Annotated in this window: 23 protein-coding genes; 17 read left to right on the top strand and 6 right to left on the bottom strand. The window is 61.4% G+C overall.

Going from position 1 to position 24,638, the window contains the following annotated elements; all coding sequences use genetic code 11:
* Positions 1-28: 28 nt before the first annotated feature.
* The 12 genes from QNI87_RS01135 (at position 29) to QNI87_RS01080 (ending at position 11,657) form a co-directional block, all read left to right on the top strand.
* The gene (locus QNI87_RS01135) at positions 29-1,993 is read left to right on the top strand and encodes a methyl-accepting chemotaxis protein (protein WP_300592813.1); all 1,965 of its coding nucleotides are present in this window, start codon (positions 29-31) and stop codon (positions 1,991-1,993) included.
* 53 nt (positions 1,994-2,046) lie between these two features.
* Complete coding sequence (locus QNI87_RS01130; RefSeq protein ID WP_300592811.1) at positions 2,047-2,307, top strand: STAS domain-containing protein; 261 nt, start codon at positions 2,047-2,049, stop codon at positions 2,305-2,307.
* Positions 2,307-4,442: a chemotaxis protein CheA gene (locus QNI87_RS01125; protein ID WP_300592808.1), complete on the top strand. Its 2,136-nt coding sequence runs from the start codon at positions 2,307-2,309 to the stop codon at positions 4,440-4,442. Before QNI87_RS01130 ends, QNI87_RS01125 begins: the two co-directional genes overlap by 1 nt.
* Positions 4,439-5,347, top strand: coding sequence for a protein-glutamate O-methyltransferase CheR (locus tag QNI87_RS01120; protein WP_300592806.1), 909 nt, complete (start codon positions 4,439-4,441; stop codon positions 5,345-5,347). Before QNI87_RS01125 ends, QNI87_RS01120 begins: the two co-directional genes overlap by 4 nt.
* Complete coding sequence (locus QNI87_RS01115) at positions 5,344-6,462, top strand: chemotaxis response regulator protein-glutamate methylesterase (protein ID WP_300592804.1); 1,119 nt, start codon at positions 5,344-5,346, stop codon at positions 6,460-6,462. The genes QNI87_RS01120 and QNI87_RS01115 overlap by 4 nt, the downstream gene beginning before the upstream one ends.
* Positions 6,463-6,468: 6 nt before the next feature.
* Entirely contained in the window at positions 6,469-7,044 is a 576-nt protein-coding gene (locus QNI87_RS01110) for a chemotaxis protein CheD (protein ID WP_300592801.1), read from the top strand.
* Positions 7,045-7,188: 144 nt separating this feature from the next.
* Entirely contained in the window at positions 7,189-7,542 is a 354-nt protein-coding gene (locus tag QNI87_RS01105; protein WP_300595273.1) for a response regulator, read from the top strand.
* A gap of 36 nt (positions 7,543-7,578) precedes the next feature.
* Positions 7,579-8,019, top strand: coding sequence for a chemotaxis protein CheW (locus tag QNI87_RS01100; protein WP_300592798.1), 441 nt, complete (start codon positions 7,579-7,581; stop codon positions 8,017-8,019).
* A 17-nt stretch (positions 8,020-8,036) separates the two neighbouring features.
* Positions 8,037-8,306, top strand: a complete 270-nt coding sequence (locus QNI87_RS01095; protein ID WP_300592795.1) for a hypothetical protein — start codon at positions 8,037-8,039, stop codon at positions 8,304-8,306.
* Positions 8,299-8,628 (top strand): hypothetical protein, encoded by a 330-nt coding sequence (locus QNI87_RS01090; RefSeq protein WP_300592793.1) that lies wholly within the window; start codon positions 8,299-8,301, stop codon positions 8,626-8,628. Before QNI87_RS01095 ends, QNI87_RS01090 begins: the two co-directional genes overlap by 8 nt.
* Positions 8,629-8,630: 2 nt before the next feature.
* Positions 8,631-10,169, top strand: a complete 1,539-nt coding sequence (locus tag QNI87_RS01085; RefSeq protein WP_300592790.1) for a methyl-accepting chemotaxis protein — start codon at positions 8,631-8,633, stop codon at positions 10,167-10,169.
* A 45-nt stretch (positions 10,170-10,214) separates the two neighbouring features.
* Positions 10,215-11,657, top strand: coding sequence for a globin-coupled sensor protein (locus QNI87_RS01080; RefSeq protein WP_300592787.1), 1,443 nt, complete (start codon positions 10,215-10,217; stop codon positions 11,655-11,657).
* A gap of 601 nt (positions 11,658-12,258) precedes the next feature.
* Here the strand turns inward: QNI87_RS01080 and QNI87_RS01075 are convergent.
* Both QNI87_RS01075 and QNI87_RS01070 read right to left on the bottom strand, forming a co-directional pair.
* Positions 12,259-13,485 carry a GGDEF domain-containing protein gene (locus QNI87_RS01075; protein WP_300592784.1) on the bottom strand — a complete coding sequence of 409 codons (1,227 nt, stop codon included), beginning with the start codon at positions 13,483-13,485 and terminating at the stop codon, positions 12,259-12,261.
* Between the two features lie 101 nt (positions 13,486-13,586).
* Positions 13,587-14,846: a GGDEF domain-containing protein gene (locus QNI87_RS01070; RefSeq protein WP_300592782.1), complete on the bottom strand. Its 1,260-nt coding sequence runs from the start codon at positions 14,844-14,846 to the stop codon at positions 13,587-13,589.
* 218 nt (positions 14,847-15,064) lie between these two features.
* Here QNI87_RS01070 and ettA point away from each other — a divergent pair, with 218 nt between their 5' ends.
* From ettA to QNI87_RS01055, 3 genes are read left to right on the top strand one after another with little or no spacing between them, the layout of a single operon-like run.
* On the top strand, positions 15,065-16,738 hold the full coding sequence (gene ettA, locus QNI87_RS01065; protein WP_300592780.1) for an energy-dependent translational throttle protein EttA: 1,674 nt from the start codon (positions 15,065-15,067) through the stop codon (positions 16,736-16,738).
* 30 nt (positions 16,739-16,768) lie between these two features.
* Positions 16,769-18,190 (top strand): hypothetical protein, encoded by a 1,422-nt coding sequence (locus QNI87_RS01060; RefSeq protein WP_300592777.1) that lies wholly within the window; start codon positions 16,769-16,771, stop codon positions 18,188-18,190.
* A 14-nt stretch (positions 18,191-18,204) separates the two neighbouring features.
* A complete protein-coding gene (locus QNI87_RS01055; RefSeq protein ID WP_300592774.1) occupies positions 18,205-19,215 on the top strand; it encodes a M14 family metallopeptidase in 1,011 nt (336 codons plus the stop codon).
* 163 nt (positions 19,216-19,378) lie between these two features.
* On the opposite strand, the gene QNI87_RS01050 is transcribed toward QNI87_RS01055, so the two are convergent.
* Entirely contained in the window at positions 19,379-19,963 is a 585-nt protein-coding gene (locus QNI87_RS01050) for a pyridoxamine 5'-phosphate oxidase family protein (RefSeq protein ID WP_300592771.1), read from the bottom strand.
* Between the two features lie 324 nt (positions 19,964-20,287).
* Complete coding sequence (locus QNI87_RS01045) at positions 20,288-21,151, bottom strand: hypothetical protein (protein WP_300592768.1); 864 nt, start codon at positions 21,149-21,151, stop codon at positions 20,288-20,290.
* 57 nt (positions 21,152-21,208) lie between these two features.
* Here QNI87_RS01045 and QNI87_RS01040 point away from each other — a divergent pair, with 57 nt between their 5' ends.
* Together QNI87_RS01040 and QNI87_RS01035 are read left to right on the top strand one after the other, a co-directional pair.
* The gene (locus QNI87_RS01040) at positions 21,209-21,367 is read left to right on the top strand and encodes an RcnB family protein (protein ID WP_300592765.1); all 159 of its coding nucleotides are present in this window, start codon (positions 21,209-21,211) and stop codon (positions 21,365-21,367) included.
* 96 nt (positions 21,368-21,463) lie between these two features.
* Positions 21,464-22,129 carry a 2OG-Fe(II) oxygenase gene (locus QNI87_RS01035; protein ID WP_300592762.1) on the top strand — a complete coding sequence of 222 codons (666 nt, stop codon included), beginning with the start codon at positions 21,464-21,466 and terminating at the stop codon, positions 22,127-22,129.
* 66 nt (positions 22,130-22,195) lie between these two features.
* Here QNI87_RS01035 and QNI87_RS01030 read toward each other — a convergent pair whose 3' ends face one another.
* Together QNI87_RS01030 and QNI87_RS01025 are read right to left on the bottom strand one after the other, a co-directional pair.
* Positions 22,196-23,803: a lysine--tRNA ligase gene (locus tag QNI87_RS01030; protein ID WP_300592759.1), complete on the bottom strand. Its 1,608-nt coding sequence runs from the start codon at positions 23,801-23,803 to the stop codon at positions 22,196-22,198.
* 308 nt (positions 23,804-24,111) lie between these two features.
* Complete coding sequence (locus tag QNI87_RS01025) at positions 24,112-24,633, bottom strand: nuclear transport factor 2 family protein (protein ID WP_300592756.1); 522 nt, start codon at positions 24,631-24,633, stop codon at positions 24,112-24,114.
* Positions 24,634-24,638 lie beyond the last annotated feature (5 nt).

Genomic DNA, 24,638 nt, shown 5'->3' with positions numbered 1-24,638 from the left:
CATCGTTTCCAGCCGGAAGGTTAACGCAATGAGTATCGCAAGACTCTCCAAACTTGGCGCCTATTCGCTCATCGCGCTTTTGGTTGCGTCGCTGGCTGTCGCAGCCCTTGGTGTCAGCCAGATCAAATTCGGCGGACCGCTGCATGAAAGCAATCGCGAGCTGTCGGTGTTTAACGCGGATATCAATCCACCCCCGCTCTATCTTGTCGAAGCTTTCGCGCTTGCGAATGTGATGGCCATTCACCCGGAATCTTACCGAATCAACGAGATTAGGCTGCGTGCGCTTGAGCGCAAGATGGAGGAAAGAGGGAAGGTCTGGGTGGCCTCGGATCTGCCAGCGCCCCTGAAGGCCCAGATCGCCGAAGCGCTCGCGACAGACTCCACCGAATTCTGGGACGTCATCGATAACAAGCTTAAGCCGGCTATTGTTGCCGGTGACCAGGTGCGCGTGGACAAAGCGCTCAATCATCTGCTCACCAGTTATCGTCGACACCGCGCGAAGATCGACAGACTCGTCGAAGCAACCGCCGAAGCGCAGAACGAACTGGCGTCGAGCAGCGCATGGATCGTGACCGCTGTATCTTCGGTTCTCACTTTCCTTGCGCTCTTGCTCGCAGGCGCGCTGATCGCTGCAACGTGGATTCTTGCAAAGCATGTGCTCGCCCCGCTGGAAAAAACCGCAGACACGATGAGGCGCCTGGCCGCTGGCGATTTCAACGTCGCGCGCAGGGTCTCGGACCGCAAAGACGAAATCGGAACGATGCACGACGCCATACAAGTGTTCCGAAAGTCCTTGATCGCGGACCGCGAGCGTGAAAGCGCGCAGAAAGGCATCGTTGATACACTCTCGAAAGCGCTTGAAAAACTGGCGGCGGGCGACCTGACCTCTCGCATAAACGAACGCTTCGACGACGCCCACGACGCTATCCGCCAGACTTTCAACCGGTCGGTGGAAGAACTCGCGCGCTCAATGAACGAGGTCCGCCAATCCGCACAAAGCGTCAATGGAGGAGCCAACGAAATCCGCAACGCCTCCGACGATCTTTCCACCCGCAACACCCAGCAAGCCGCCAGTCTTGAAGAGACCGCAGCGGCGATGGGCGAGGTGACCGATCTCGTCAAGAAATCAGCGGAGAACGCGCGCGTTGCTCAGGCTTCGATCGTCGAGACCAACAGCCACGCAAGCAATGGTGGGATAGTCGTCAAGAAAGCGGTCAAAGCCATGGCATCGATCGAGGAATCCTCTTCCCAGATCACGCAGATCATCGATGTCATCGATGGAATAGCCTTCCAGACCAACCTGTTGGCGCTCAACGCAGGCGTTGAAGCCGCTCGCGCCGGAGAATCGGGCAAGGGCTTTGCGGTGGTTGCCAACGAGGTCAGAGCCCTGGCTCAGCGCAGCGCCGATGCGGCGCGCGATATCAAGCAATTGATCGGCACCTCAACAAGCCACGTCAAGGACGGCGTAAGCCTGGTCGGGGAGACCGGAGAACTGCTCGAAACGATGGTGTCTCATATCGCCGGCGTGACCGCGCAAATCGATGAGATCGCCAATATGGCCGCGACGCAGGCCGAGAACCTTGATCAGGTCAACAGCTCAGTCAGCCAGATGGACACAATGACCCAGCAAAACGCGGCGATGGTGGAGCAAACCACCGCCTCATCGCGCAGCCTCTCGGACGAAGCGGCGCGGCTGGAGGAACTGGTTTCCCGGTTTCGTGTGGCTCCGACGGTGGCTTCGACAGTGGCTTCTAAGGCCGCGAAAGGCGCTGCCGCGATTTCGGTCAAGGAGCCGCCGGCTGAGCTAGCCAACGCCCCCGAACGAACGCCTACGAGTGCTCCCGGACACGTCGAGAAGCTGGGGAACCTTACTCTGAAACCCTCTGCCGCACCCGCGCCCGCTGCCAAACCCGCGCCCATATCTGCGCCGTTAGAGGTGCCCTCTGCGCAACCGGAACCCGAGTTTGACAATCAGGATTGGAGCGAATTCTGATCCGACGCGGCTGAGAATTGCATCTTTTTCCACCTTGTCGAGAGTCCGCCTTCATGAACACCATAACACTTCCAGCCACATGCGACCGGGCAAGCGCCGGCGCGCTCTGTAACGAGCTTTGCGAGGCCCTTGGCCCCGCGCCGCTCGGCATCGATGCAAGCGGTGTCGAGCGCATCGGCCAATCCGTGCTGCAAGTGCTTGTTTCGGCCGCTCGCAGCGATGGCGGGATTGTGATCACCGCATCCAGCGAGGCCTTTCGCAGCGCGCTGGAACTCACCGGTCTCGAAGGTCAGATCACGTCGGAGAACGCGTGATGAACGATGATGATATCCAGCAAATCTTCTTCGTCGAATGCGACGAGGCGCTAGAGGCGACCGAGGCCGGGCTCGATCGCTGCAAGGCGGGCACGCATGACGATGAGACAATCAACGCGATTTTTCGAGGGGTCCATTCGATCAAGGGGGGCGCTGGAGCTTTCGGCCATGAAGCGTTGCAGGCCTACACGCACTGTTTCGAAAACCTGCTGGGCGACATCCGCGAAGGCAAGGTGGCGCTGGGCAGCGAGATTATCGATCTCCTTCTTCTCGCCAACGATCTGCTGCGCGACCATGTGGAAGCGGCGCGAGAGGGGTCTACAGCTCCCGATGACGCCGCCCTGATGAAACGGCTTGAGGCGGCGCGCGCGGAACCATCGCAGATCGTAACACCAACCAGCGCCGAACGTGAACCGGCTTCCTCGATACCAGCCGCCGATCCGCTGGATGACCTTGACGCTTTGCTGGACGAACTGGCCGGTCCTGATGGCAGCGATCACCAAGCTGATGACGAAACGGCGGCGCCCTCGGCGCAATCCGAACCGGAGGTGTGGATACTTCGCATCCGTCCGCACGCAGGGGCGATGGCAAACGGCGGGGAACCCCTTCTGTGGCTGCGCGAACTCGCCGCGATGGGCGGGGAATGCCTCGAATGTCACGTCAACGACGTCCCTGCGATCGATAATCTGGAGGTTGAGGAAGGCTATCTGGGTTGGACTTTCTCAATCCCGGGAAGCGTGAGCCGCGAGAGCGTGGAGGAATTGTTCGACTTTGCGGGCGAGGATGTTTCTCTCGCCTTTGGGTCGGATGCCGCCCTTCCGGAGACCCGCTTGTCGACAGCCAAAGAGGACCAGTCTTCCGCGCCTTCACCCACGCCCGCGACCGCGGCCGCGGCTCCGGCCGAAAGTCCGAAATCGACGCCGACGCGCAGTTCAAGCTCGCCTGCGTCACAAAGTGTGAGGATTGATCTCAACAAACTCGACAAACTCATCAACGGGGTCGGGGAGTTGGTGATTGCCCAGGCCATGCTGACACAGCGCCTCGAGAACGAAAATCTCGCTCATGTCGAGGAACTGGCCATGCTCGACACGCTGGTGCGCGACATTCAGGAGCACGCCATGGCCTTTCGCGCGCAGCCGATCAGTTCGGTTTTCGGGCGCGTTCCACGCCTGCTCCGAGAACTCGCCGGAAGCACCGGCAAGCACGTGAAACTTGAGGTGACAGGGGAAAGCACCGAACTCGACAAGACCGTGATCGAGCGCCTTTCCGAGCCGATGACCCACCTCATTCGCAACGCAGTCGATCACGGGATCGAGACTCCCTCGGAGCGCACGGCGGCTGGCAAGGAAGCCGAGGGCACCCTGACGCTTTCGGCCGAGCAGAAAGCGGGCCGGATCGTCATACAGATCAGCGATGACGGGCGCGGAATTGACCGCAAAAAGGTGCTTGGCAAAGCGATCAAGAACGGCCTTGTCGCCGCCGATGACCAGCTGTCGGATGAGGAGGTCAACCAGCTGATTTTCGCGCCCGGCTTCTCGACCGCAGCCAATGTCTCCAACATTTCAGGCCGCGGCGTGGGAATGGATGTGGTCAAGCAGAACGTCAAGGATTTGGGCGGGCGCATCGCGATCGAGTCAGCGCCCGGCGAAGGGACGACCTTTACACTCGCCCTGCCGCTGACCCTTGCGATTTCGGACGGAATGATCGTGAAGGTCGGCGATCAATCCCTAGTGATCCCGCTGGCGCATGTCATTGAAAGCCTTCGCCCGGCGACAGAAGACATCAAGGGACTGGGTACCCAGCGCCAGATGCTCAATGCGCGAGGCGCCTTCGTGCCCGTCGTCTCGCTTGCCCGCGCAATCGGCGCGAGGGAAATAGAGGCCGCACCCTCGGAGCGCGTCCTGGTACTGGTCGAAACCGAGAGCCACGGGCGGGCCGCGCTGCTCGTCGACGCAATCACCGACCAGCGACAATTCGTGATCAAGAGCCTTGATGCGCATTATCGCTCGGTCGACAGCGTCGCCGGAGCGACCATCCTTGGCAACGGGCAAGTCGCACTGATCGTGGATGTCGATTACCTCGTACAGTGCGCCTCAGGATCCGCAGGCGGGACCGCGCTTGCCGACGCCGCATGACGAACACCATCCCCACAGCAATGGAAGAAGGGCGCAATCGACAAAACCCGACCAGCGTCGTGCCCGGCGTTAGCCCGCAACTCTATTCGCTTGCCGACTTCGAACAGATTGCGCGACTGGTACACGCTGAGGCCGGCATAGTCCTTACGAAGCGAAAGGCCATGCTTGCCTATTCGCGCCTGGCTCCACTGGTTAGGCAAAGCGGGGCGGAGCGGTTCGAGACCTTCCTGAACAGGCTGGACGACGATCCGGCGCTCAAAACCCGGACGATTTCGGCCCTCACCACAAACCACACCTACTTCAATCGCGAACCGCACCACTACGAACACTTCCAATCGGAGGTGCGTCCGGCCTTGGTAGCGCGCGCCGAGCAACGACAAGCCGTTCGGCTGTGGTCGGCGGGCTGCTCCAGCGGAGAGGAGGTCTGGACCCTTATGATGGTGCTGCTCGGCAACGATCGCCAAGCGGGCGAGGCGCTCGCCCGTCGCGATATTGTCGCGCTTGCCAGCGATCTGGCCGACCACGCGGTCAAATCAGCCCAGGAAGGGCGCTATCCCGCCGAGGCGCTGGATTCGGTGCCAAAGGAATTGCGCGCGGCCTGGTGCCAGCGCGATGAGAACAGTCTTGTGGTCGGGCCGAGCTTGCGCCGAATGGTGCGCTTTCGCCAACTCAATCTCATTCGCCCGTGGCCCTTCGAAGGCCTGTTCGACGTAATCTTCTGCCGTAACGTCATGATCTACTTCGATGATCCAACGAAGGAGCGGCTTGTCCTGCGGCTTGCGCAGCGTCTCAAACCGGGCGGCTTTCTCTATATTGGCCATTCCGAAAGGGTAACCGGTGAAGCGAGCGCGCTGCTGCGGTGCGTGGGCCCGACGATCTACCAGCGCGTAGGAGCCGGGGCATGAGCGTTCGCGTGCTTATCGTCGATGACAGCGCCTTGATGCGCACGCTGATCGCTCGCAAACTGACGGAGGCGAGCGATATCGAGGTCATCGGGACGGCCCAGAATTCAGCCGAGGCGCGCAAGCTGATCAAGGCGCTCGATCCCGACGTAGTTACGCTGGATATCGAGATGCCGGGAATGGATGGCCTGTCATTTCTCTCCAAGATCATGGAGCTGCGCCCCACGCCCGTTATCATCGTATCGGGCGCCACAGGCCCCGGCGCCGAAGCGACCGCGCGCGCGATGCGGATCGGCGCCGTTGGCTGCTACGCCAAGTCGACCGCGACCCGCTCGATAAAGGACGATGATGGTGGGCTGCTCGCCAATTTGGTGCGCGAGGCCGCTCAGGTCACGCTGTCGCCCCCCCACAAATCAAGGACATCGTTTTCAGGAGGGGCTGGTCAATCTCGCGCGGCCGCCGCTCGGTCGACCTCGCGCAAGACGGGCGCAGGCTACGAGCCAGCGCTGATCTGCATCGGTTCCTCGACCGGGGGTGTAGAAGCTCTTCACGCGCTGCTGTCGGATTTTCCCGAGAATTGCCCCCCCACCCTGATCGTGCAGCATGTCAACGGCGGATTTGCTGGCGCGATCGCCAAATCGCTCGATCAGGATTGTCCGCCGCATGTGTCGCTCGCGCAAGCCGATCGCCCGCTGCGACGCGGCGAAGTCCTCATCGCGCCGGGGGACGCACGTCACCTAATGGTCGCGCGCTCGTCCGTCGCGAGCGCCCCGTTTCGGGCCGCTTTGCGCGCGGGCAACGCGGTGAGCGGTCACCGGCCAAGCGTCGATGCGTTGTTCACCTCAGCCGCCGCTCAGGCTGGCAAGGAATCGCTTGGTATCCTCCTGACGGGGATGGGGCGCGACGGAGCCAATGGATTGCTGGCGATGAAACAGGCGGGTGCCCACACGATCGCGCAGGACCAACAAAGCTGCGTCGTCTTCGGGATGCCGCGCGCTGCGATTGAGCTGGGCGCGGCTGCAGATGTTTTGCCCATCGATCGGATCGCGGCGAGCGTCTTTGGCGATGCGCCGGCCACCCGCGTGTCCTCGTCTCCTCTCCTCGAGAAAAAGGCTTGACGGCAAATGTCCGCGACCAGACCCCAAACAGCTGACAATCCCACGCCCCTAGACGCGACGTTGAAGAAGAGAACGGTCGTTCAGGGGGAAGCGTTCGCGAGCAGCGATCCTGCGCATGAGCTCAACACCATCCTCGGAAGCTGCGTTGCGACCTGTCTGTTCGACCCTGTCGCGCGCGTCGGCGGCATGAACCACTTTCTTCTTGCTGAACCTCCCAAATCAGCCCGTAACGAGACGTTCGACAGCAATTACGGCCTCTATCTGATGGAGCTGTTGATCAATGAGATGCTGAAACTCGGCGCGAACAAGTCGCGTCTCAAGGGCCGTCTTTATGGGGGGGCAAGTATTAATCCTGAGCTTGGTCCGATTGGCACCGCCAACGCGTCCTTTGCCCGGCATTTCATGGCGCGCGAGGGAATCCAGACGGTCTTTGAGGATCTCGAAGGGACCAGAGCGCGGCGTATCCAGTTTCGGCCTGCATCAGGCCTTGTGCGATGCCGGGAGGTCGCTCCGGTCGCCGCGCCTAAGGACAAACCACTGGTCCGACCACAATCCGCTCTTGGCAATGTCGAGCTATTCTAGCCCGCACAGACACTCAGCGGTCCTTTTTGTCCAAAGACACTCTCCATGACGCCAAGTCACGAAACGCTGGAGCCCCCAATGCATCAGGCCAATACATCGCCATCCGACGCCCCAAGCTCTGCGGCAGCGCCCGCTGCGGTTCGCGTGCTCACCGTAGACGACAGCGCCTCAATGCGCGCGTTGCTGCGCAGCGCCCTGGCGTCCCGTGGGTTTCAGGTTGAGCAGTGCGAGGATGGACAGGAAGCGCTGGAATGGCTGGCCGAGAACGAGGTCGATGTCATCATCACCGACATCAATATGCCGCGCCTCGACGGCTTTGGCCTGATCGAAAAATTGCGCGGGTCCACGCTGCACGCTGATCGCCCGATCCTAGTGCTCACCACCGAAAGTTCGGATGAGAAAAAGCGGCGTGCGCGCAACGCTGGGGCGACGGGCTGGATCGTCAAACCCTTCGACGCGGAAAAGCTCACAACGGCTCTGCGACGCGTGACCCATTGATTGGATTGCACAAGACAAGAAGGAAGCGACACGCTGATGCGACATGAACTCATCACTTTTGGGGTGTCTGGCCAGCTGTTCGGGCTCGACATCATGACAATCCGCGAAATCCGGGCCTGGTCTCCAGTGACGCGCCTTCCGCGCGTGCCCGAATATGTGGCTGGCGTCGTCAATCTGCGAGGCGCGGTGCTGCCTGTGGTCGACCTTGCTGTTCGGCTCGGTTGGCCGCCGACCGACGCCACCCCGCGCAATCCCATCATTGTTACGGAACTGGACGATCAGTCGCGCGGCCTGATTGTCCACGACGTCAACGACATTGTCTCGATCTCCGCTGAGGACCTGCAGCAGCCCGAGACGGGGCGCGAAGACACCATCACGAACTTTTTGACCGGTGTTGCGCCGCTCGGCGAGGAGATGGTCATGGTGCTCGATCTTGCAAAACTGATGCGAGACGATGAGCTGGAGCTCGCCGCGTGATCCAGAGGATAGCCTCGATGCCTGCGACGCTGCCGCACGACCTAGCGCTCAGCATCGCGGACACTCTCACCTCTCTTTCTGTAGAGATCGAAGCCTTGGGAGCGACGCTTTGCGCTGATACGGATATCGCGACGCGCCACCTTGACGAGCTTCAGGGCGTGGACCGCATCGCTCAAACGCTTGGACAGCTCGCCGATGTGGTCGGCGCGCCCTCCCCCGGTGATGCAATCGAAGCCGTCTCCATCGAGGGCCTTCGGGATCAGCTGAGAGGGTGTCGCGATGACTAGCGCCCTGCCCATTTTTGCGCACGGTCTGGCGTCCCTTACCGCCTTGCTGATCGCAGTCTTTTGCCCGGCACCGGGGTCGGCGACGCGTCTGGTGCAAATTGCACTGCTGCCTCCAGAAAAGGCCTCGGCAAACGCAGCGGTCTGGGCCAGCCAAGAAGATGCGCAGATTCTCGCTTTCGACCCTAAGAGCGCGTCAGCCATTGTGATTGCCCCCCGTGCGCTTAGCCTCGCGCGGTCGCTCTCCTATGGCTTCGTTCCGATCGCTTCGGATGTTCCCGGCTGCTCAAAGAGCGAGGTCACACGGCGACCAAGGGCGACCTGAAGATGACTCAGATTGAAGATCTGCGTCGCAAAGGTGTCCAGGCGACCGCCGGCGTTTGTGTTGCGAGCGCTCTGATCCTGCTCGCGGTCAGCCTGTGGCAGGGACGAGTTGTGTTTGGGTTCGTAGGCCTCGTCCTCGCGGTGTTGCCCGGCCTGTTTGCGCTGTCCGGCAGGCACGATACGGCGGCGCGAACAATCGTGGCGGGAACCCTTCCGATTTACGCAGCGCTGATCCTTGCGACCGTGCGCGAGACGTCCTGGTCGCTCGATATGCACATGATCTTCTTCGCTTTCCTAGCCGTGACTGCCATTATGGCCGATTGGCGCCCAATTCTGGCCGCAACTGCGGTGACGGCTTTGCATCACCTCGTCCTGAATTTCGCAGCGCCCGCCTATGTGTTTCCCGACGGCGCGAGCCTTGCGCGCGTCGCGCTGCACGCCGCGATCGTGCTGATGGAAACGGGTGTGCTGATCATCCTGTGTCTGCGGATCGAAGATTTTGTCGCCGGGCTCAGCGAGGCGCGTGCCCAGCGGGCAGATCAGGAAGCGAAAGTCGCCGCCGAGCGGGAGGCCGCAGGCGTCGAACAGCGAACGGCTCTTGAGAAGCTTAAGGAGAATCTTGAACATCTCAGCCGCGGCGACTTGACGGTCGCAGTCCAGAATCTGCCGGAAGCGTATCGCGAATTCGAGACGAACTTCAACATCAGCGTCCGTTCGCTCGACAAAGCTATTGGCGAGGTCGTGGAGGGCGTACGAGCAATGAGCTCGGGCACCGCCGAGATCAGCAGCGCGTCGAACGATCCTTCGCGTCGCACCCAGGAGCAGGCCGGAAATCTAGAAGAAACCGCCGCCGCCATCGGGCAGACAACCCAGGGCGTGGGCGAGACAGCCCGAGCCGCTCAGGCGGCTCGCGCCACGGTCGCGTCGACCAATGGCGAGGCTCAGGATGGCGGACAAATCGTCGGCGAGGCTGTTTTGGCCATGGAAAGGATCGAGAAGTCTTCCGAGGAAATCACCAACATCATTTCGGTGATCGATTCGATCGCTTTCCAGACCAATCTTCTGGCGCTGAACGCTGGCGTTGAGGCTGCGAGGGCCGGTGAGACGGGCAAGGGCTTCGCGGTAGTAGCGAGCGAAGTGCGCGCCCTGGCCCAACGCTGCGCCGAAGCGGCAGAAGAAGTGAAGACGCTGGTAAACGCAAGCAACCAACACGTCCTGTCGGGAGCGGACCTCGTGAAACGGTCCGGCAAATCGTTCGCGACGATCACAAAGGGCATCAGCGAGTTGGCGCAGTCTCTCGATGCGATTGCAGCGGGCAGCGAAGCGCAAGCCGAAACGCTCACGCAAATCAGCGACGCGGTGCGCTCTCTCGACCACTCAACACAACAAAACTCGGCGATGGCCGAAGAATGCACGGCGACCGCGGTATCGCTCGCGGGCGAAGCGGAGAGCCTTGCCCGCTCAATAAGTGGTTTCCGCACCAGCGAATCAAAGAACGAATTTGGCCTTTCTGCCTATCAACACACCGCAAAGGCCGCCTGACACGCGCGGCAGCAACTGAACGAATAGCAAGCGAAGGACTGATTTATGGCTCACCGCCCTCTGAGCGAACGGCTTGAGTATTACGGCATCAAAGCTCGCGACCCAGCGTACAAGGGCGTAAGCCGAGCGGTACGCAAGCGAATCGATACCGCGCTCGATGTTTTCTACGCCGAGCTTGCCTCTCGCGAGAATCTCGCGGCAAAGTTCGAGAACCCCGAGATGATGAGGCGGGCAAGAAACGCTCAGTCCAATCACTGGATTTCCGTTTTCGAGCAAGGCGTTGACGACCGATTCCGCGACAGAGCGGCCCATATCGGCGCGGTCCATGCGCGCATCGGGCTTGAGCCAAAGTGGTATGTCGGAAGTTACGCGCGTCTGCTTGAGCATCTGATCGAAGAAATCGTTGCGCCGGGGTGGAAACGTTTTCTCCCTTGGAAGCGAGCGGAAGCTCGGCGCGTCGTGGCGCTCATCAAAGTCTCCTTGCTGGACATCGAAGTGGCGCTTTCCTCTTACTTCTTTGACCTCAAGGGCAAAGTCTCGTCCGTGAACGAAGGTCTCGGGAGCGCGCTTTCGAGCCTCGCTTCGGGCGAATTGGCTATCGAGCCGGTCAAGCTGCCGAACGAATACGAGCAGGTCGAAAAGGATTTCAACACCACCATCGAAACCCTGCAAGAGACGATCGGCGCTGTCGTCCAGAATGTCCGGACTATCCGAACCGGCTCTGCCGAAATCCGCAGCGCATCGGATGATTTGGCCCGGCGGACTGAAGAACAGGCTGCAAATCTGGAAGAGACAGCGGCGGCCATTGCCGAGACCAATCAGCGCATTCAGGACACCGCAGCCACAACCAATTCTGCAAGCGGGACCATTGCCGCTGCGACCCAGATAGCAGACGATGGATCGTCCATCGTCGCGCAAGCGGTCAGCGCCATGGACCAGATCGAGAAGTCCTCCGAGGAAATCAATAACATCATCTCCGTGATCGATTCGATCGCGTTCCAGACTAACCTTCTGGCCCTCAACGCTGGCGTTGAGGCCGCAAGAGCCGGTGAGACGGGCAAAGGCTTTGCGGTGGTCGCCAGCGAAGTGCGCGCGCTTGCACAACGTTGCGCCGAAGCGGCGGACGATGTGAAAGGGCTGATCAGCGCCAGCAGCGAGCATGTCAGTTCCGGCGTCGACCTGGTCAAGCGCTCGGGCGAATCCTTCGACGCGATCACCAAGGGCGTGACGGAGCTTCAGACCTCGATCCGCGCGATAGCCGAAAGCACCGAGATTCAAGCGACCAGCATCTCGCAGATTACAACTACGGTGCGCGATCTCGACAATTCTACCCAGCAAAATGCGGCGATGGCAGAGCAATGCACGGCAGCCGCGGCCTCGCTAGCCAGCGAAGCCGAGCGATTGGGCGAATCGGTCGGACACTTCTCTCTCGCTTCGCATGACCAATACGACGCGCATCAGCTTCTCGCCCCGAGCATAGCGGCTTGACCGGCGGGTGCGGCGCGAGGCGCTTCACAATCGAGGACGCCGGGGCCGCGTCATGGGCGCGATAACCGCTGCCGACGCTGCTTCGGCTGACGGTTCCACCGCTCGCAAAAGGCGCATCCCGGCTCAATCGCTGTGTGCCTAATCCCTTGGCGAACCCACCCACGGCTCCGGCGATCATTGTGAGCATGTCGACAGGAGCAAAGCGAGCGTTGCGCCGAACCGGTTGGGGTACGGACTGCGGGTTGGCCAAAGGACACCGGAGAACCCGAAAGCTGACTTGCTGCGACGATGGGCGGAGTATGACGCGCGCCCGGGTCCGCTTGCATCCAGGGTGGATACGAGCGGCGATGGGACGGGGAACTGCTTCAGATTGTTCGCCGCAACCGGGGGCAGGCATATTCCTGCGCCGCGAAGGAGGCGCCACCATCCGCGATGGCGATGGAGGCCGATGAACGCCGCGGTCGAACAGTTTGGGCTCGATCCAAACCCGCGCGTTGGTAAGCCTCTTCCAAGGCCGGTCCGCCCGGCGCCCGGTGGCTTTATCCGAACCTGAGCCTGCGTCGCGCTTCTTTCAACGAAGCGCCGGGATTGGCTGTGGGCCTCAGGCCGCAGCCGCGTCGGGCTTTTGTCCCGGCTTGGTTGTCTCGACCGCTTCGATCTCGCCTTGCGCTTCCGGCAAGGAGTCTTCCCCAGAGCGGATCACACAATCGCGACCGGCGCGCTTGGCCGAGTAAAGCGCCGCGTCCGCGCGCTTGAAGACGTCCGAATACGATTCATGCGCATCCCACTGGGCGACACCAAAGCTGGCCGTTACGCCAAGCTCCTGCGTGTTCCAGGGCACCATCATCCGGTTGGTTGCCGCGCGCAAGCGGTTTGCCAGGGACTGCGCCTGGTCGCCCTCGCATTTGTAGGCGATGATACAGAACTCCTCGCCGCCTATACGCCCGCAGATGTCATGCGGACGAATTTCACCAGCCAGCAAGCTGCCGAAAGTGGAGATGACCCGATCGCCGGCAGCGTGGCCGTGAGTGTCGTTGATTCGCTTGAAATGATCGAGATCTGCGATCACCACGCTGACCGCGACGCCGCGTTCGCGGGCGCGTTCTTTCAAGGCAAGCGCTTCGCGCTCGAACATGGCGCGCATGGGCAACCCCGACAGCGGGTCGATAGCCGCCACCTCGCGCTCGGACGCGCTGCTGTCGGACACAACCGTTGCGATCAGGGCCAGGGCCTGGAGGGTCAGGAAGACAGCCAGCACAAGGACATGGACGGCCAGCAGCAAGGCCGCGCCCTCTTCTCCCGGTCCGAACAGTGTATCCGAGAACACCGTCAGCAGGGGCCGGATAAAGCCAAAAGTCGAGAACAGCGCGAGTGTCCAGACGACCGCGCGGTCGCCAAGGCGCCGTGAGCCCGCATGCCAGAGATTCTGCGCCGCAAGAGCCATGAGCAGACTCGAGTTAATATTCTGCGCCATCATCATCGCGTCGCGCTCTCCCGCCGATATCGCAGCCCATAGGATGCCAGCGGTGAACACCACGCTCGCCGTGTACGCGCGGATCGGTGTCTTCAGGCCCACCCGGTGCGCCGTGCCCCACAAGAGCGCGATCAGACCGGACATGGAAAGCAGGTGATAGGCGACGATCCCGAAGGGCGTTACCGCCTGAAGGATAAAGATATTGATCATGACGCCCGCGCCAAGCGCCGCGTAGCAATAAGCGTAGGCGGCGACGTGCACGCGCGAGCGGTCCTGCCACCACAGGCCCACAAAGACGGCCGCAAAAATCAAAGCGGTCGCCGGAATTATAAAGGTGAGGACCAACGCTTGCATTAAGAACCCATGGAAAGTGCCGTGTTCTTAATCGCACAGGCAGGTTAATCGTCTGCAAAGAGCAGATTATACGATCGTAAAGGCTCTTTACTTGAGATTACCTAGACGCGAGCGGCAGTGCCGTTGACCACCAGGCCCGCCTGCGTTTGCACTTCATCGAGGTTATCCTCCGCACGCTCGACCATCTGGCTTTTCTCTTGTGGCGCGGCAGGGGCTTCTACGAGAGAACACACGACGCGATCGCGGCCCGCGCGCTTTGCCTCGTAAAGCGCCGCATCCGCGCGCTCGAACAGGCGCCCATAGGTTTCCCCCTTTCGGGCCGTGGCCACGCCGAAACTGGCGGTCAGACGCATATGATCGCCCAGGCAAGGCTGTTCGAGCCGCCCGAATGCCTGCCGGATACGATTGGCCAATCGCCCGGCCGCGTCGTTGTCGCAGTTCCAGACCGCGATGCAGAACTCCTCTCCGCCGACGCGCGCCGCGGTGTCGCAACCACGAACCATCTCTTCGACGAGGTTGCCGAAGCCCGAAAGCGCGCCGTCGCCAGCCTGATGTCCCCAGATATCGTTGACCTGTTTGAAGTTGTCGATGTCCGCGATCACCAGGCTGAGAGGGGTTCCTTCGGCCTCGGCGCGCGGAATCAGAGCGCGCATGGTTTGCTCGAAAGACGCCCGATTGTGGAGCCCGGTCAACGGGTCGCGCGCGCCGCTCTCGCGGATCGCTGTCACCCAGTCATAGATGGACGCGCCGATCAGGACCATCGCCAGCATCACGTTCTTGATCCCCAGGACAAGGCCGATCAGCGAATAGTACACCGATTCCCGGTACGCGTGCGCAGGGATGGAGCTTTCGAAAAGGAGGGTGAGGTTGGGCCTGACCAGAAAGTCAGCCGCCTGAAACGCGATCACTGCGATGATCGCCTTGTCGATCACACCGCGATGGGGCGCGGCAAGAAGCGTGGTTACACCCATCGCGAACAGCACGCCGTAACCCGTGTTCACGATAATCAGCCGAGGCGCGACGTCGTTTGTAAGGGAAACAGCTATCGCCAGGACGCTCGCGCTGATGACATAGATGACCGCAACGCTGCCCAGGTGCAGCCGCTGTCCAGCGCGCTCGCACACCGCGAAGAGAATGACGGCGGAACCAAGAAAGTAGAACGCCTGCGTCAGGTGAAACACATAGAAGGCGTCCGAAGGCAAGGCGTGGGTGAGGAGAAATCCTGTAGCGCCAAGGACGTGGGCAAGCGCGAACAGAAGGACAAATCGCTTCAATCGCCCCACCCGCCACATCACCGCAAAAGTTGCGGCAAAGAACAGCGCCATAAGCGGGGTCAAAAGCCCAAGTATCTGAGTTTGCATCGACCCGTCCTGTTCCCTTTAGACAGAACTACGCCGAGAAGGTTAAGAGCCGCTTTACCGGCAGCGCAGACGGCAAGATGAGCGCGCTCCGATGGCCGAATAGCCGTTGGCTTCGAACCCGCCTTGCCCCCTTCACCCCGGACGCCTATCTGAGCCCCCAAGACGCCCCGCTAGCCGAGGCGATAGATTTCCTATCTCGATCAAGGACGAATAAGCCAATGGCCGCGCAATACGCCTATGTGATGAAGGGCATGACCAAGAGTTTTCCCGGCGCCCAAAAGCCCGTGCTCTCCAACATCAACCTGCAATTCTACCAAGGCGCGAAGATCGGCATTGTTGGCCCCAACGGCGCGGGCAAATCCACGCTGATGAAGATCATGGCCGGTATCGACACCGATATTTCTGGTGAAGCGTGGGCCGGTGAGAACATCACCGTGGGTTATCTGCCGCAGGAGCCCGAGCTTGACCCAACCAAGACCGTGCTCGAGAACGTCAAGGACGGCGCGCGCGAAACCGCTGATCTTGTTGAGGAATTCAACGCGGTCTCGGCGCAGATGGCTGAACCCGATGCGGATTTTGATGCGCTGGGCGAGAAGATGGCTGAGCTTCAGGCGAAGATCGATGCGGTCGATGGATGGACGCTCGATAACCAGCTCGAAATCGCGATGGAAGCCCTGCGCTGCCCGCCTTCCGACGCTTCGGTTGAGAACCTGTCAGGCGGAGAAAAGCGCCGCGTCGCGCTCACCCGCCTCTTGATCCAGAAGCCTTCGATCCTGCTGCTCGACGAGCCGACCAACCACTTGGATGCCGAAAGCGTCGAATGGCTGGAAAACCACCTCAAGGAATACGCTGGCGCGGTGCTGATGATCACCCACGATCGCTACTTCCTCGATAACGTCGTGGAATGGATCCTCGAGCTCGATCGCGGCTCTTACTACCCCTATGAAGGCAATTATTCGACCTATCTGGAGAAGAAGGCGAAACGTCTCGAACAGGAAGCGCGCGAAGAGTCAGGTCGCCAAAAGGCGCTCTCCCGCGAACTCGAATGGATCCGGCAGACCCCGTCCGCGCGCCAGACAAAGTCGAAGGCCCGTATCCGCAAGTTCGAACAGCTTCAGGACGCGCAGGCCGACCGCAAGCCGGGCAAAGCCCAGATCGTCATTCAGGTGCCCGAGCGCCTGGGGGGCAAGGTGATCGAAGCCAAGAACATCACCAAGGCTTATGGCGACAAGCTGTTGTTTGAAGACCTCTCCTTCAAGCTGCCTCCCGGTGGCATTGTCGGCGTGATCGGCCCCAACGGCGCGGGCAAGTCCACGCTGTTCAAGATCATCACCGGGCAGGAGACGCCCGACTCAGGCACGATCGAGATCGGCGATACCGTGCGCCTCGGCTATGTCGACCAGTCGCGCGACGACCTGACGCCCACCAACAATGTCTGGGAGGAAATCTCCGACGGGCTCGATTACATGCAGGTCAACGGCCATGACATGTCGACCCGCGCCTATGTCGGCGCGTTCAACTTCAAGGGCCCCGACCAGCAGAAGAATGTCGGCAAGCTTTCGGGCGGTGAACGCAACCGCGTCCACATGGCCAAGATGCTCAAGGAAGGCGGCAACGTCCTGCTGCTGGACGAGCCGACCAATGACCTCGACGTCGAAACCCTCGCTGCACTCGAAGACGCGATCGAGAACTTCGCCGGCTGTGCTGTGGTGATCTCGCACGACCGCTTCTTCCTCGACCGCCTCGCAACGCACATCCTCGCGTTCGAGGGTAACAGCCACGTCGAGTGGTTCGAGGGCAACTTCGAAGCGTATGAGGAAGACAAGCGGCGTCGTCTGGGTGACGCAGCGGACAGGCCTACCCGGTTGGCTTATAAGAAGCTGACGCGCTGAGGCGACACTTGAGGTCTTGATGGGGCGGCCATGGGCGAAGAGATTGCCAAGGATCACTTCGGAGAAGACGATTTCAAAGCCTTTCGGGAGCGTCTCGCGCGCGAGACGGCTTTGCTTCGCCGGATACAGGCTGAGGGTGGTCTTTCCGACAAGGGCCCGCTCATCGGGCTTGAGCTGGAAGTCTGGTTGATTGACCACAACTTTTTTCCAGCGCCGCATAATCAGAGCTTTCTTCAAAGGTTGGACCACGACACCGTCGTGGCGGAGTTGTCTCGCTTCAACATCGAGATCAACACGCCGGTGGAGGAGATTGCGGGCGAAGGGCTGTCGCGCATGCACGCGCACCTGAGCAAGACGATGCGTCATTGCGCAACCAATGCGCACGAAGATGTCGATACGATTATCGCGATTGGCACATTGCCAACTCTGCGCGAAGAAGACCTCTCGCTAGAGATGATGACCCCTTCCAATCGCTATGCCGCGTTAAATCGAGAAGCGATGCGCGGTCGGGGCGGTGCGCCGATCTCCTTCGACATTGACAGTAGCAAGGGCGGCGCGGGCTTTAACGCCGCTTACGAGGATGTGATGGCCGAGGCTGCGACAACTTCGTTGCAGCTCCACCTCCAACTGGACGATCGGAAGATGGTGTCCGCCTACAACGCTTCCTTGTCGCTCAGCGCGCCGCTGGTCGCCATCGCGGCGAACGCGCCTTTTCTCTTTGGCAAACCACTGTGGCACGAGACGCGCATACCGATTTTCGAACAGGCCTTAGCTCAGCCGACAAAGCTTCAGCGCGTCACCTTTGGTTCCGGTTACGCAAACGAGCACCTGATCGAATTGTTCGAAGAGAATCTCTCTGCATACCCGGTGCTGCTGCCAATGTGCGACGCCGCGAAGACCGACGCTGATTTCGCATGCCTGAAGCTACACAACGGAACCTTGTGGCGCTGGGTGAGGCCGCTGGTCGGGCGCAGCTCTGATGGAAAGCCGCATATTCGGATAGAGCAGCGCGTCATGCCGGCAGGGCCGAGCGTTCTGGACATGATGGCCAACGCAGCGCTGTATTTCGGAGCCGTCGAGGAAATCAGCGGGTATATTGACGCGGCGGTCGCCGAGCTGCCTTTCGAAAAGGCTCGGTCGAACTTCTACGCGGCTGCACGCGATGGCCTCGGCGCTGAAATCGAGTGGTTCGGCAAGAAGGCTCGCCGCCCGGTGGCGAGCGTGCTCGAAGACGTGATCGCACTTGCCGAGCGCGGTCTTCGCAAGCTGGGTATGGCTGAACACCTGATCGACAAGTATATCTCAACTGTGTCGATGCGGTTGGAGACACGAAAGAACGGTGCGAACTGGCAACTGGCGCAATTCGATCGCCACGGCGACTTCCACCGCTTGACGGCGGACTACCTGGCGAACCAGAAATCCGGCCTGCCGGTTCATGAGTGGCCCGATTAGGCGGCGCGCTGCGGATGACCTCACTTCGCGTTACATCCTCGATACCCGACGGGCTGCTCGAAGCAAGCGCTCGGGACCTGCATCAGATTCTGGATGGCCCGACGCTGATCGAACTCGAAGGGAAACCGGGTGCACCGCTGTTCGTCTCTGCCCTTATGCATGGGAACGAGGATTCGGGGCTTGTCGCCATCCAGAAGGTTCTGCGGGCCGCTGCATCGCGTGCGCTTCCAAGGCCGCTCATGATCCTGATTGGCAATGTGAGCGCGGCAAGAGATGGCGTTCGACGACTCGAAGGGCAACCCGACTACAATCGCGTCTGGCCGGGATGTGTTGACCACAAGAGCTCCGCTGAGGCGCGCGTGATGGCTCAGGTTCACAGCCGCGTCATCGAACGAAACGCCTTTGCCGCTATCGACATCCACAACAACACCGGGCGCAATCCCCATTATGGCGTGATCTGCGTTGAGGACGAACGGGTCATGACGCTGGCCTCGCTCTTCGCGTCGCGCGCAGTGCTCTTTCGCGGACTGCCGGGTACCCAGACAGCTTCATTTCGCGATCTGATCCCGGCGCTCACTGTCGAATGTGGTCAATCCGGCGTTGAGGCCAACGCTGAAGCAGCCGCGCGCTTGGTTCAGACCGTTCTTTCACTCCAAAATCTGGAAGCCCGCCGGGACGCCGAACCCATCACGCTCTTCCACACGCTGGCTCAGGTGCGGGTGCGCAGCGACGTAGCCCTCAAACGCGCTTCCAACAGGCCCTGGCTTGCCCTCAATGACGATCTCGACCTGCACAATTTCGAGCGGCTGCACAGGGATTTCAACTTTGGGTTGACCAACGACCCCATGCCGTTCGAGGTTATCGATGAAAACGGCGACGATGTTGCCGGCGCTTTCTTTCAGAGCGATGATGGACGCTTAACCCTTTCAAGATCGGTCGTACCAGCCATGTTGACGACGCAAGAGCGCGTTATCCGCCAGGATTGTCTGTGTTACCTCATGGAGGAATTGCACTCGGATACTTGAGCGCGATGAGTGGAAAACCGCCCCACATCCCGCCCAGTATCTCGGTTTCCTGCCTCACTCTGCGCCGTCGGTCGAGGCCAGATCTTTTTCCCCACGACGGTGTAACATGCGGTCCATTTCTCGGCTAAGTGCCTGTAAACGCGGGACTGGTCGTGCAGGAGACTCAAGGGCTAACCCAGCGCCCTTCCCAGGCCCCGCTGTCGCCCTGTGCAAACTGCGCTCGCACATGGCCGGTATGGGCGAGGTAGAGCCAGTCAAGCTCGCGCAAGGTCACAAGCAGGACCGCGAAATTCTCCCATGCGGGCTGAAGCTGTTCGTCGGTGGGCTCTGTGCCCTCAAGCTCTTCCGGAAGGCCCGAGGTCGGCGTGTCGGCGGCCACTCCCGGGCCATCGCCCATATAACAGCGCCGCGCGAAGTTGGAACCGTTCTCCCACGCGCTACGCGTAACCTCGGCATCGCGCAGGATCGCCGCCGTGCCGCGCGCGCGGATCTGGATCTTGGCGCCCTTGTCATAGAACAGCACCGCGACGCGCGGGTCCGCCTCGATCGGAGCAACCTTGGGTGCGCGCGTATCCGTGTGAAAGCGCAGGGTCCAGGCCTGGCTATCGAACTCTCGCAGCACCATCGTGCGCGCGTCGACATCGCTGGTGACGACCGCTGGAGTGTGCATCGGGCTCCTGCGGTCGCGCGCGGCGCGGATCAGGCGATTTGTAAGGTCCACATGGACATCGTCGAGTTGGTCAAACATGCGGCGCGATGTGGGCGGAGCCACGACAAAGAGCAAGGTTTCAAGCCTTTCGCCGCTTCAGATTTCGTTCAGACAAAGACCTCTAATCATGAACGCGAGCCTGAAAGATCGGTTAAGGAAACCGTCAGACAGCGCTTTGTAACACATTGTACCAACGAAGCCGTGGGTGGTGGAACGGCAACACTGGAGGCATTTATGGACCTGACCCTGTTGCTCAGGGGCAGCGCGCTTTCGGCCATCGCCACCGCGCTTGCTCTTGCGATTTCCCCCACGTCCGCAAAAGCGGCGAGCGCCCTCGGCGCGGCAAGCGAGGCCCGCGCCGGCTCAGCGGAAGCGCAACCACGCGAACGCGCCAACCGACAGCGCAACCGCGCCAACAATCGCGGCAACCGCCAGCGCGCACGGTCCGACAATCGCGGCAACCGTCGCGAAGCGCGGCGCGGCAATCGCGGCGCACGGTCTGGCGAACGCGCCTCCAACCGCGCTGACCGCGCGCAGCGGCGCAGCGGCAACCGGGCAAACCGCGTCGAGCGGCGCGGAGACAATCGCGCAGGTCGGCTCGAGCGCCGCGGCAACAACCGGGCGGCAAACCGCGTGGATCGCCGCAGCAGCAATCGCGCCAATCGCATAGAAAGACGCGGCGAGAACCGCGCCGGTCGCCTTGATCGGCGAGCGAACAACCGCGCGAACCGAGCCCGCCGAGGTGGCGATTTCCGTGAGAACCGCAGGGTGTTCGGCAGCGAAGTGCGCGGCAACCGGGCGCGAGCGGAGCGTCGGGACAACCGGCGTTTTGATCGCCGCGCTGACCGCCGCTTCGACCGCCGCGAAGGGCGCAGAGCCGACCGCCGGGCCGATCGCCGGGTCGATAGGGCCGGTCGCCGGGGCTTTCGTGACGGCGTTCGCGCGGAGCGGCGCGGCAACCGGGCTGAGAATCGCCGAATCCGGCGCAACGCCGAACGCCGGGGCTTTCGCGCGGGCGTCCGCAACGAGCGCCGCCGCGACCGCTTCGATGACCGCCGCATTCGCCGCAACGCGTTTCGCGCCGGTCAGCGCAGAGGCTTTGCACGCGGCTTTGCCAACGGCAATTTCCGCCGTTGGGACCGCCGCGCCTGGCGGGCCGATCGACGCTTTGGATGGCGCAATTTCCGCCGCGCCAATCGGGGCCTCTTCAGGCTTGGTCGCTATCACGCGCCGTTCCGCGGGCACTTCTATCGCCCGATTGGCATCGGTTTCTTCCTGGACAGCGTGTTTTTCCAGCCCCGGTTCTTCATAAACGACCCTTGGGCGTTCCGCCTGCCGCCGGTCTATGGGCCCTATCGCTGGGTCCGCTACTACGATGACGTGCTGCTGGTCGACGTCTATACGGGCGAGGTAGTCGATGTGATCGAGAACTTCTTCTGGTAGGTCAGCAACGCCGCTCGACGAACCCCCTGCAAGCTCCCGCCCGACTCCGGTCGGCGGGGGCTTTTGGTAGGCGTTGCCTCTTGCTAGGCAGCGCGCATGGCTACCAAGAACTTCCCCGATGCGGCCGCGCTCAAGCGGATCGGCAAGTCGGTCCGAGAGCGGCTCGCAGCGGATCCGGGCGTTTACAGGATCGATACCGATAAGGCCGAAATCTTTGCGGTGGGCGACTTCCTCTCGAAGGAGGAATGCGAGAGATTGTGCCTGATGACCGACATGATCGCGCGCCCCTCGTCCTTGCACGAAATCGGCTATGACAGCGGCTTTCGCACCTCCTATTCTGGCGATCTCGACCCGCATGACAGCTTCGTCAAAGGCGTTTCGCGCCGGATTGACGATCTGCTGGGCGTGAACCCGATCATCGGGGAAGCCATTCAAGCCCAGCGTTACCTTCCCGGCCAGCAGTTCAAGCCGCATAACGACTGGTTCTACACCACCGAAAAGTACTGGGAGCACGAGCGCAAGCGCGGCGGTCAGAGGTCATGGACAACGATGGCCTTTCTCAACGCAGTCGAAGAAGGCGGCGAAACGCACTTCACCAAGGTCGGCATCAAGATCACGCCCAAGCCCGGCGTCCTGATGATCTGGAACAACGCGCTGGAAGACGGCTCGCCCAACGAGGACACGATGCACGCAGGCACCCCTGTCATCAGGGGAAGCAAATACGTGATTACAAAGTGGTATCGCACGCGCAAGTGGAAGTAAGCCCGTCTGACCCCTGTAGGAAAGCGATCCTTGTTGTGAGGCCGTAGCCACCCGCGCGAAGCGAGCCTAACGAGAAAGCGCCTGTGCGATCAGCTCTCTTGTCGGCTCCACTCCGTAAAGCTTGATAAAGCTGCCCATGCGCGGCCCCTGCTCGCTTCCGAGCAGGGTTTCGTAGAGCGCGCGGAACCAGTCGCGAAGGGTCTCGAAACCGTAGGCTTCGACCTTGCCAATCTCATAGACCATGGTCTGCAAGTCTTCCGCGCTCGCGTCCGGCGCCGCTTCGGCGAGCCTTGCATCAAGGTCTTTCAAAGCCTCGATTTCGCCGCCCGCTGGCGCGCGCTTGGCCAGCGTTGGAGCGACGAAATCACGGTTGTAGTTCACCGCTCCTTCGATCAGCTTCATCAACTTGGGATCGGTCACAGCTTGGCCCGTGTAGCTCGCGACGTATTCGGCGAGGTTCTCGGGCGTCGCTTCAAGCCCCAGAACGCTGACGAGGTTGAGAAGCAGCGAATACGGCACGCTCAGCGTGTCGCCTGCCCCCGGTGCCTCCGGTCCGTCATGGTGCTCGTTCGCGCGCAGCAGGTGCCACACCGCGTTGCCCAACTGCTTGTCGAGCGGTTGATCGGCCAGGCGCTCGCGAAACTGCCAGTAATCGTCGATCGCCTTGGGGATGACGCCCGCGTGGAGCTGCTTCGCGCTCTTCGGATTGGCGAAGATGTAGAAGCCCAGGCTCTCTTGCGAACCGTATGTCAGCCATTCCTCGATCGACAGGCCATTGCCCTTGGACTTGGAGATCTTCTCCCCGTTCGCGTCCAGGAACATCTCATAGATCAGGCCCTCGGGCTTCTTGCCGCCGAGCACACGCGCGATCTTGCCCGATTGCACACCGCTATCGGTCAAGTCCTTGCCGTACATCTCGTAATCCACGCCCAGCGCGACCCAGCGCATGGCCCAATCGACCTTCCATTGGCACTTGGCCATACCGCCAAGCGCCGACTGTTCCACGACACGGCCGTCTTCATCGGTGAAGCGCACGATCCCCTCGGCGGCGTCGACAACCTCGATCGGCACTTGCAGGACAGCGCCCGTGGAGGGGCTCACCGGCATGACCGGAGAGTAGGTCTGGCGACGCTCCTCTCCCAAGGTTGGAAGCATGATGTCCATGATCGCGTCGAAGTTGGAGAGGACGCCGCGCAGCGCGTCGTCAAACGCGCCCGAATTGTAGCGATCGGACGAGCTCACGAACTCGTAATCGAAGCCGAACCGATCGAGGAAGTCGCGCAGTTTGGCGTTGTTGTGCGCTGCAAAGCTCTCATGTTCGGTGTCGAAGGGGTTGGGAATGCGCGAGAGCGGCTTGTAGAGATTGGCTTCAAGCAGCTCCTTGTTGGGCACGTTGTCGGGGACCTTGCGCAGGCCGTCCATATCGTCGCTGAAGGCGACCAGCCGCGTGGGCTGACCGGTCAAAGCCTCATAGGCCCGGCGCACGAGCGAGGTGCGAAGAACCTCCTGAAACGTACCGATATGCGGTAGGCCGGAGGGGCCATAGCCGGTCTCGAAAAGCACAGGCTCGCCGCCCGGTTTGCCATCCTTCAAGCGCTTGGCGAGGCGCTGCGCTTCCTGAAAGGGCCAGGCCTTGGCGGTGCGTGCGGCTTCGAGGAGGGCGGTGTCTGTCATCGTGGGGCGTCTTTATTGCGCGGATACGCGGTTGCAAGCGCCAAAAGCGCCATAGGTTCCCAGGCGGCCTATTTCTTCGGTCTTGCTCGGTTCATCGCACGTGGAGAACGCTTGGAACACATGGAACACTGTCCTGGGCCAGAAAAACCGGCCGCGAGCACGCTGGTCACAATCACAAATAGGCAGAGAAGCGCGCGGGAAAACCATGGGGCAAGGCTAGAACCGCGACCAGAAGTAGGAAAGCGATCTCCTTTCCTTGCGCCCTTCAGAGCGCCGTCCTGAACACTCCTGCGCGGGCGGCCTTGCCGCTAATCCATTTGCGCGTAGACCGCCGTGATCAGGCCGTCCTTGACCTCATACTCGGCGTAGGTGATCGCCGAGGGCGTCCCCTTGGCGATGAACTCCTGCTGGCGAACGTAAACGCGCTGACCCGTCCAGCCGCTTTCCAGTATCTGCGGCTCGGGCACTCCGGAATCGAACAGGAACCGGTAGATCGCCCGCAATTCCTTGCGACCGACAATGCGCATCTGGTCCGACACCACCAGGACATCGGGCGAGAAGCTCTTGATCCATCCCTCGAAATTCCCGGCGCGCCAGGCATCGAGCGAGCCCTGAATAACCTTGGCCGCCGCTTGAACTTCGGGTTTCTGGAAGACCGCAGGCTCGGCCTCGGCGTTCGATGCGGGATCGGGCGACGGTGCGGCCTCTGCGTCTGGAGTGTCCTGTGCTTCAGGCGCGGGCTGCGCGGACAGCGAGGGGTGCGCAAGGCACACGGCGAAAAAGGCCAACCCAAGACGGGCCCGACGCAGTCTTCCGGCATAATTACGCATGAACA

The sequence above is a fragment of the Erythrobacter sp. genome, from assembly GCF_030066995.1.
Taxonomy (GTDB): Bacteria; Pseudomonadota; Alphaproteobacteria; order Sphingomonadales; family Sphingomonadaceae; genus Erythrobacter.
This window is presented reverse-complemented; position numbering and strand designations above follow the sequence as displayed.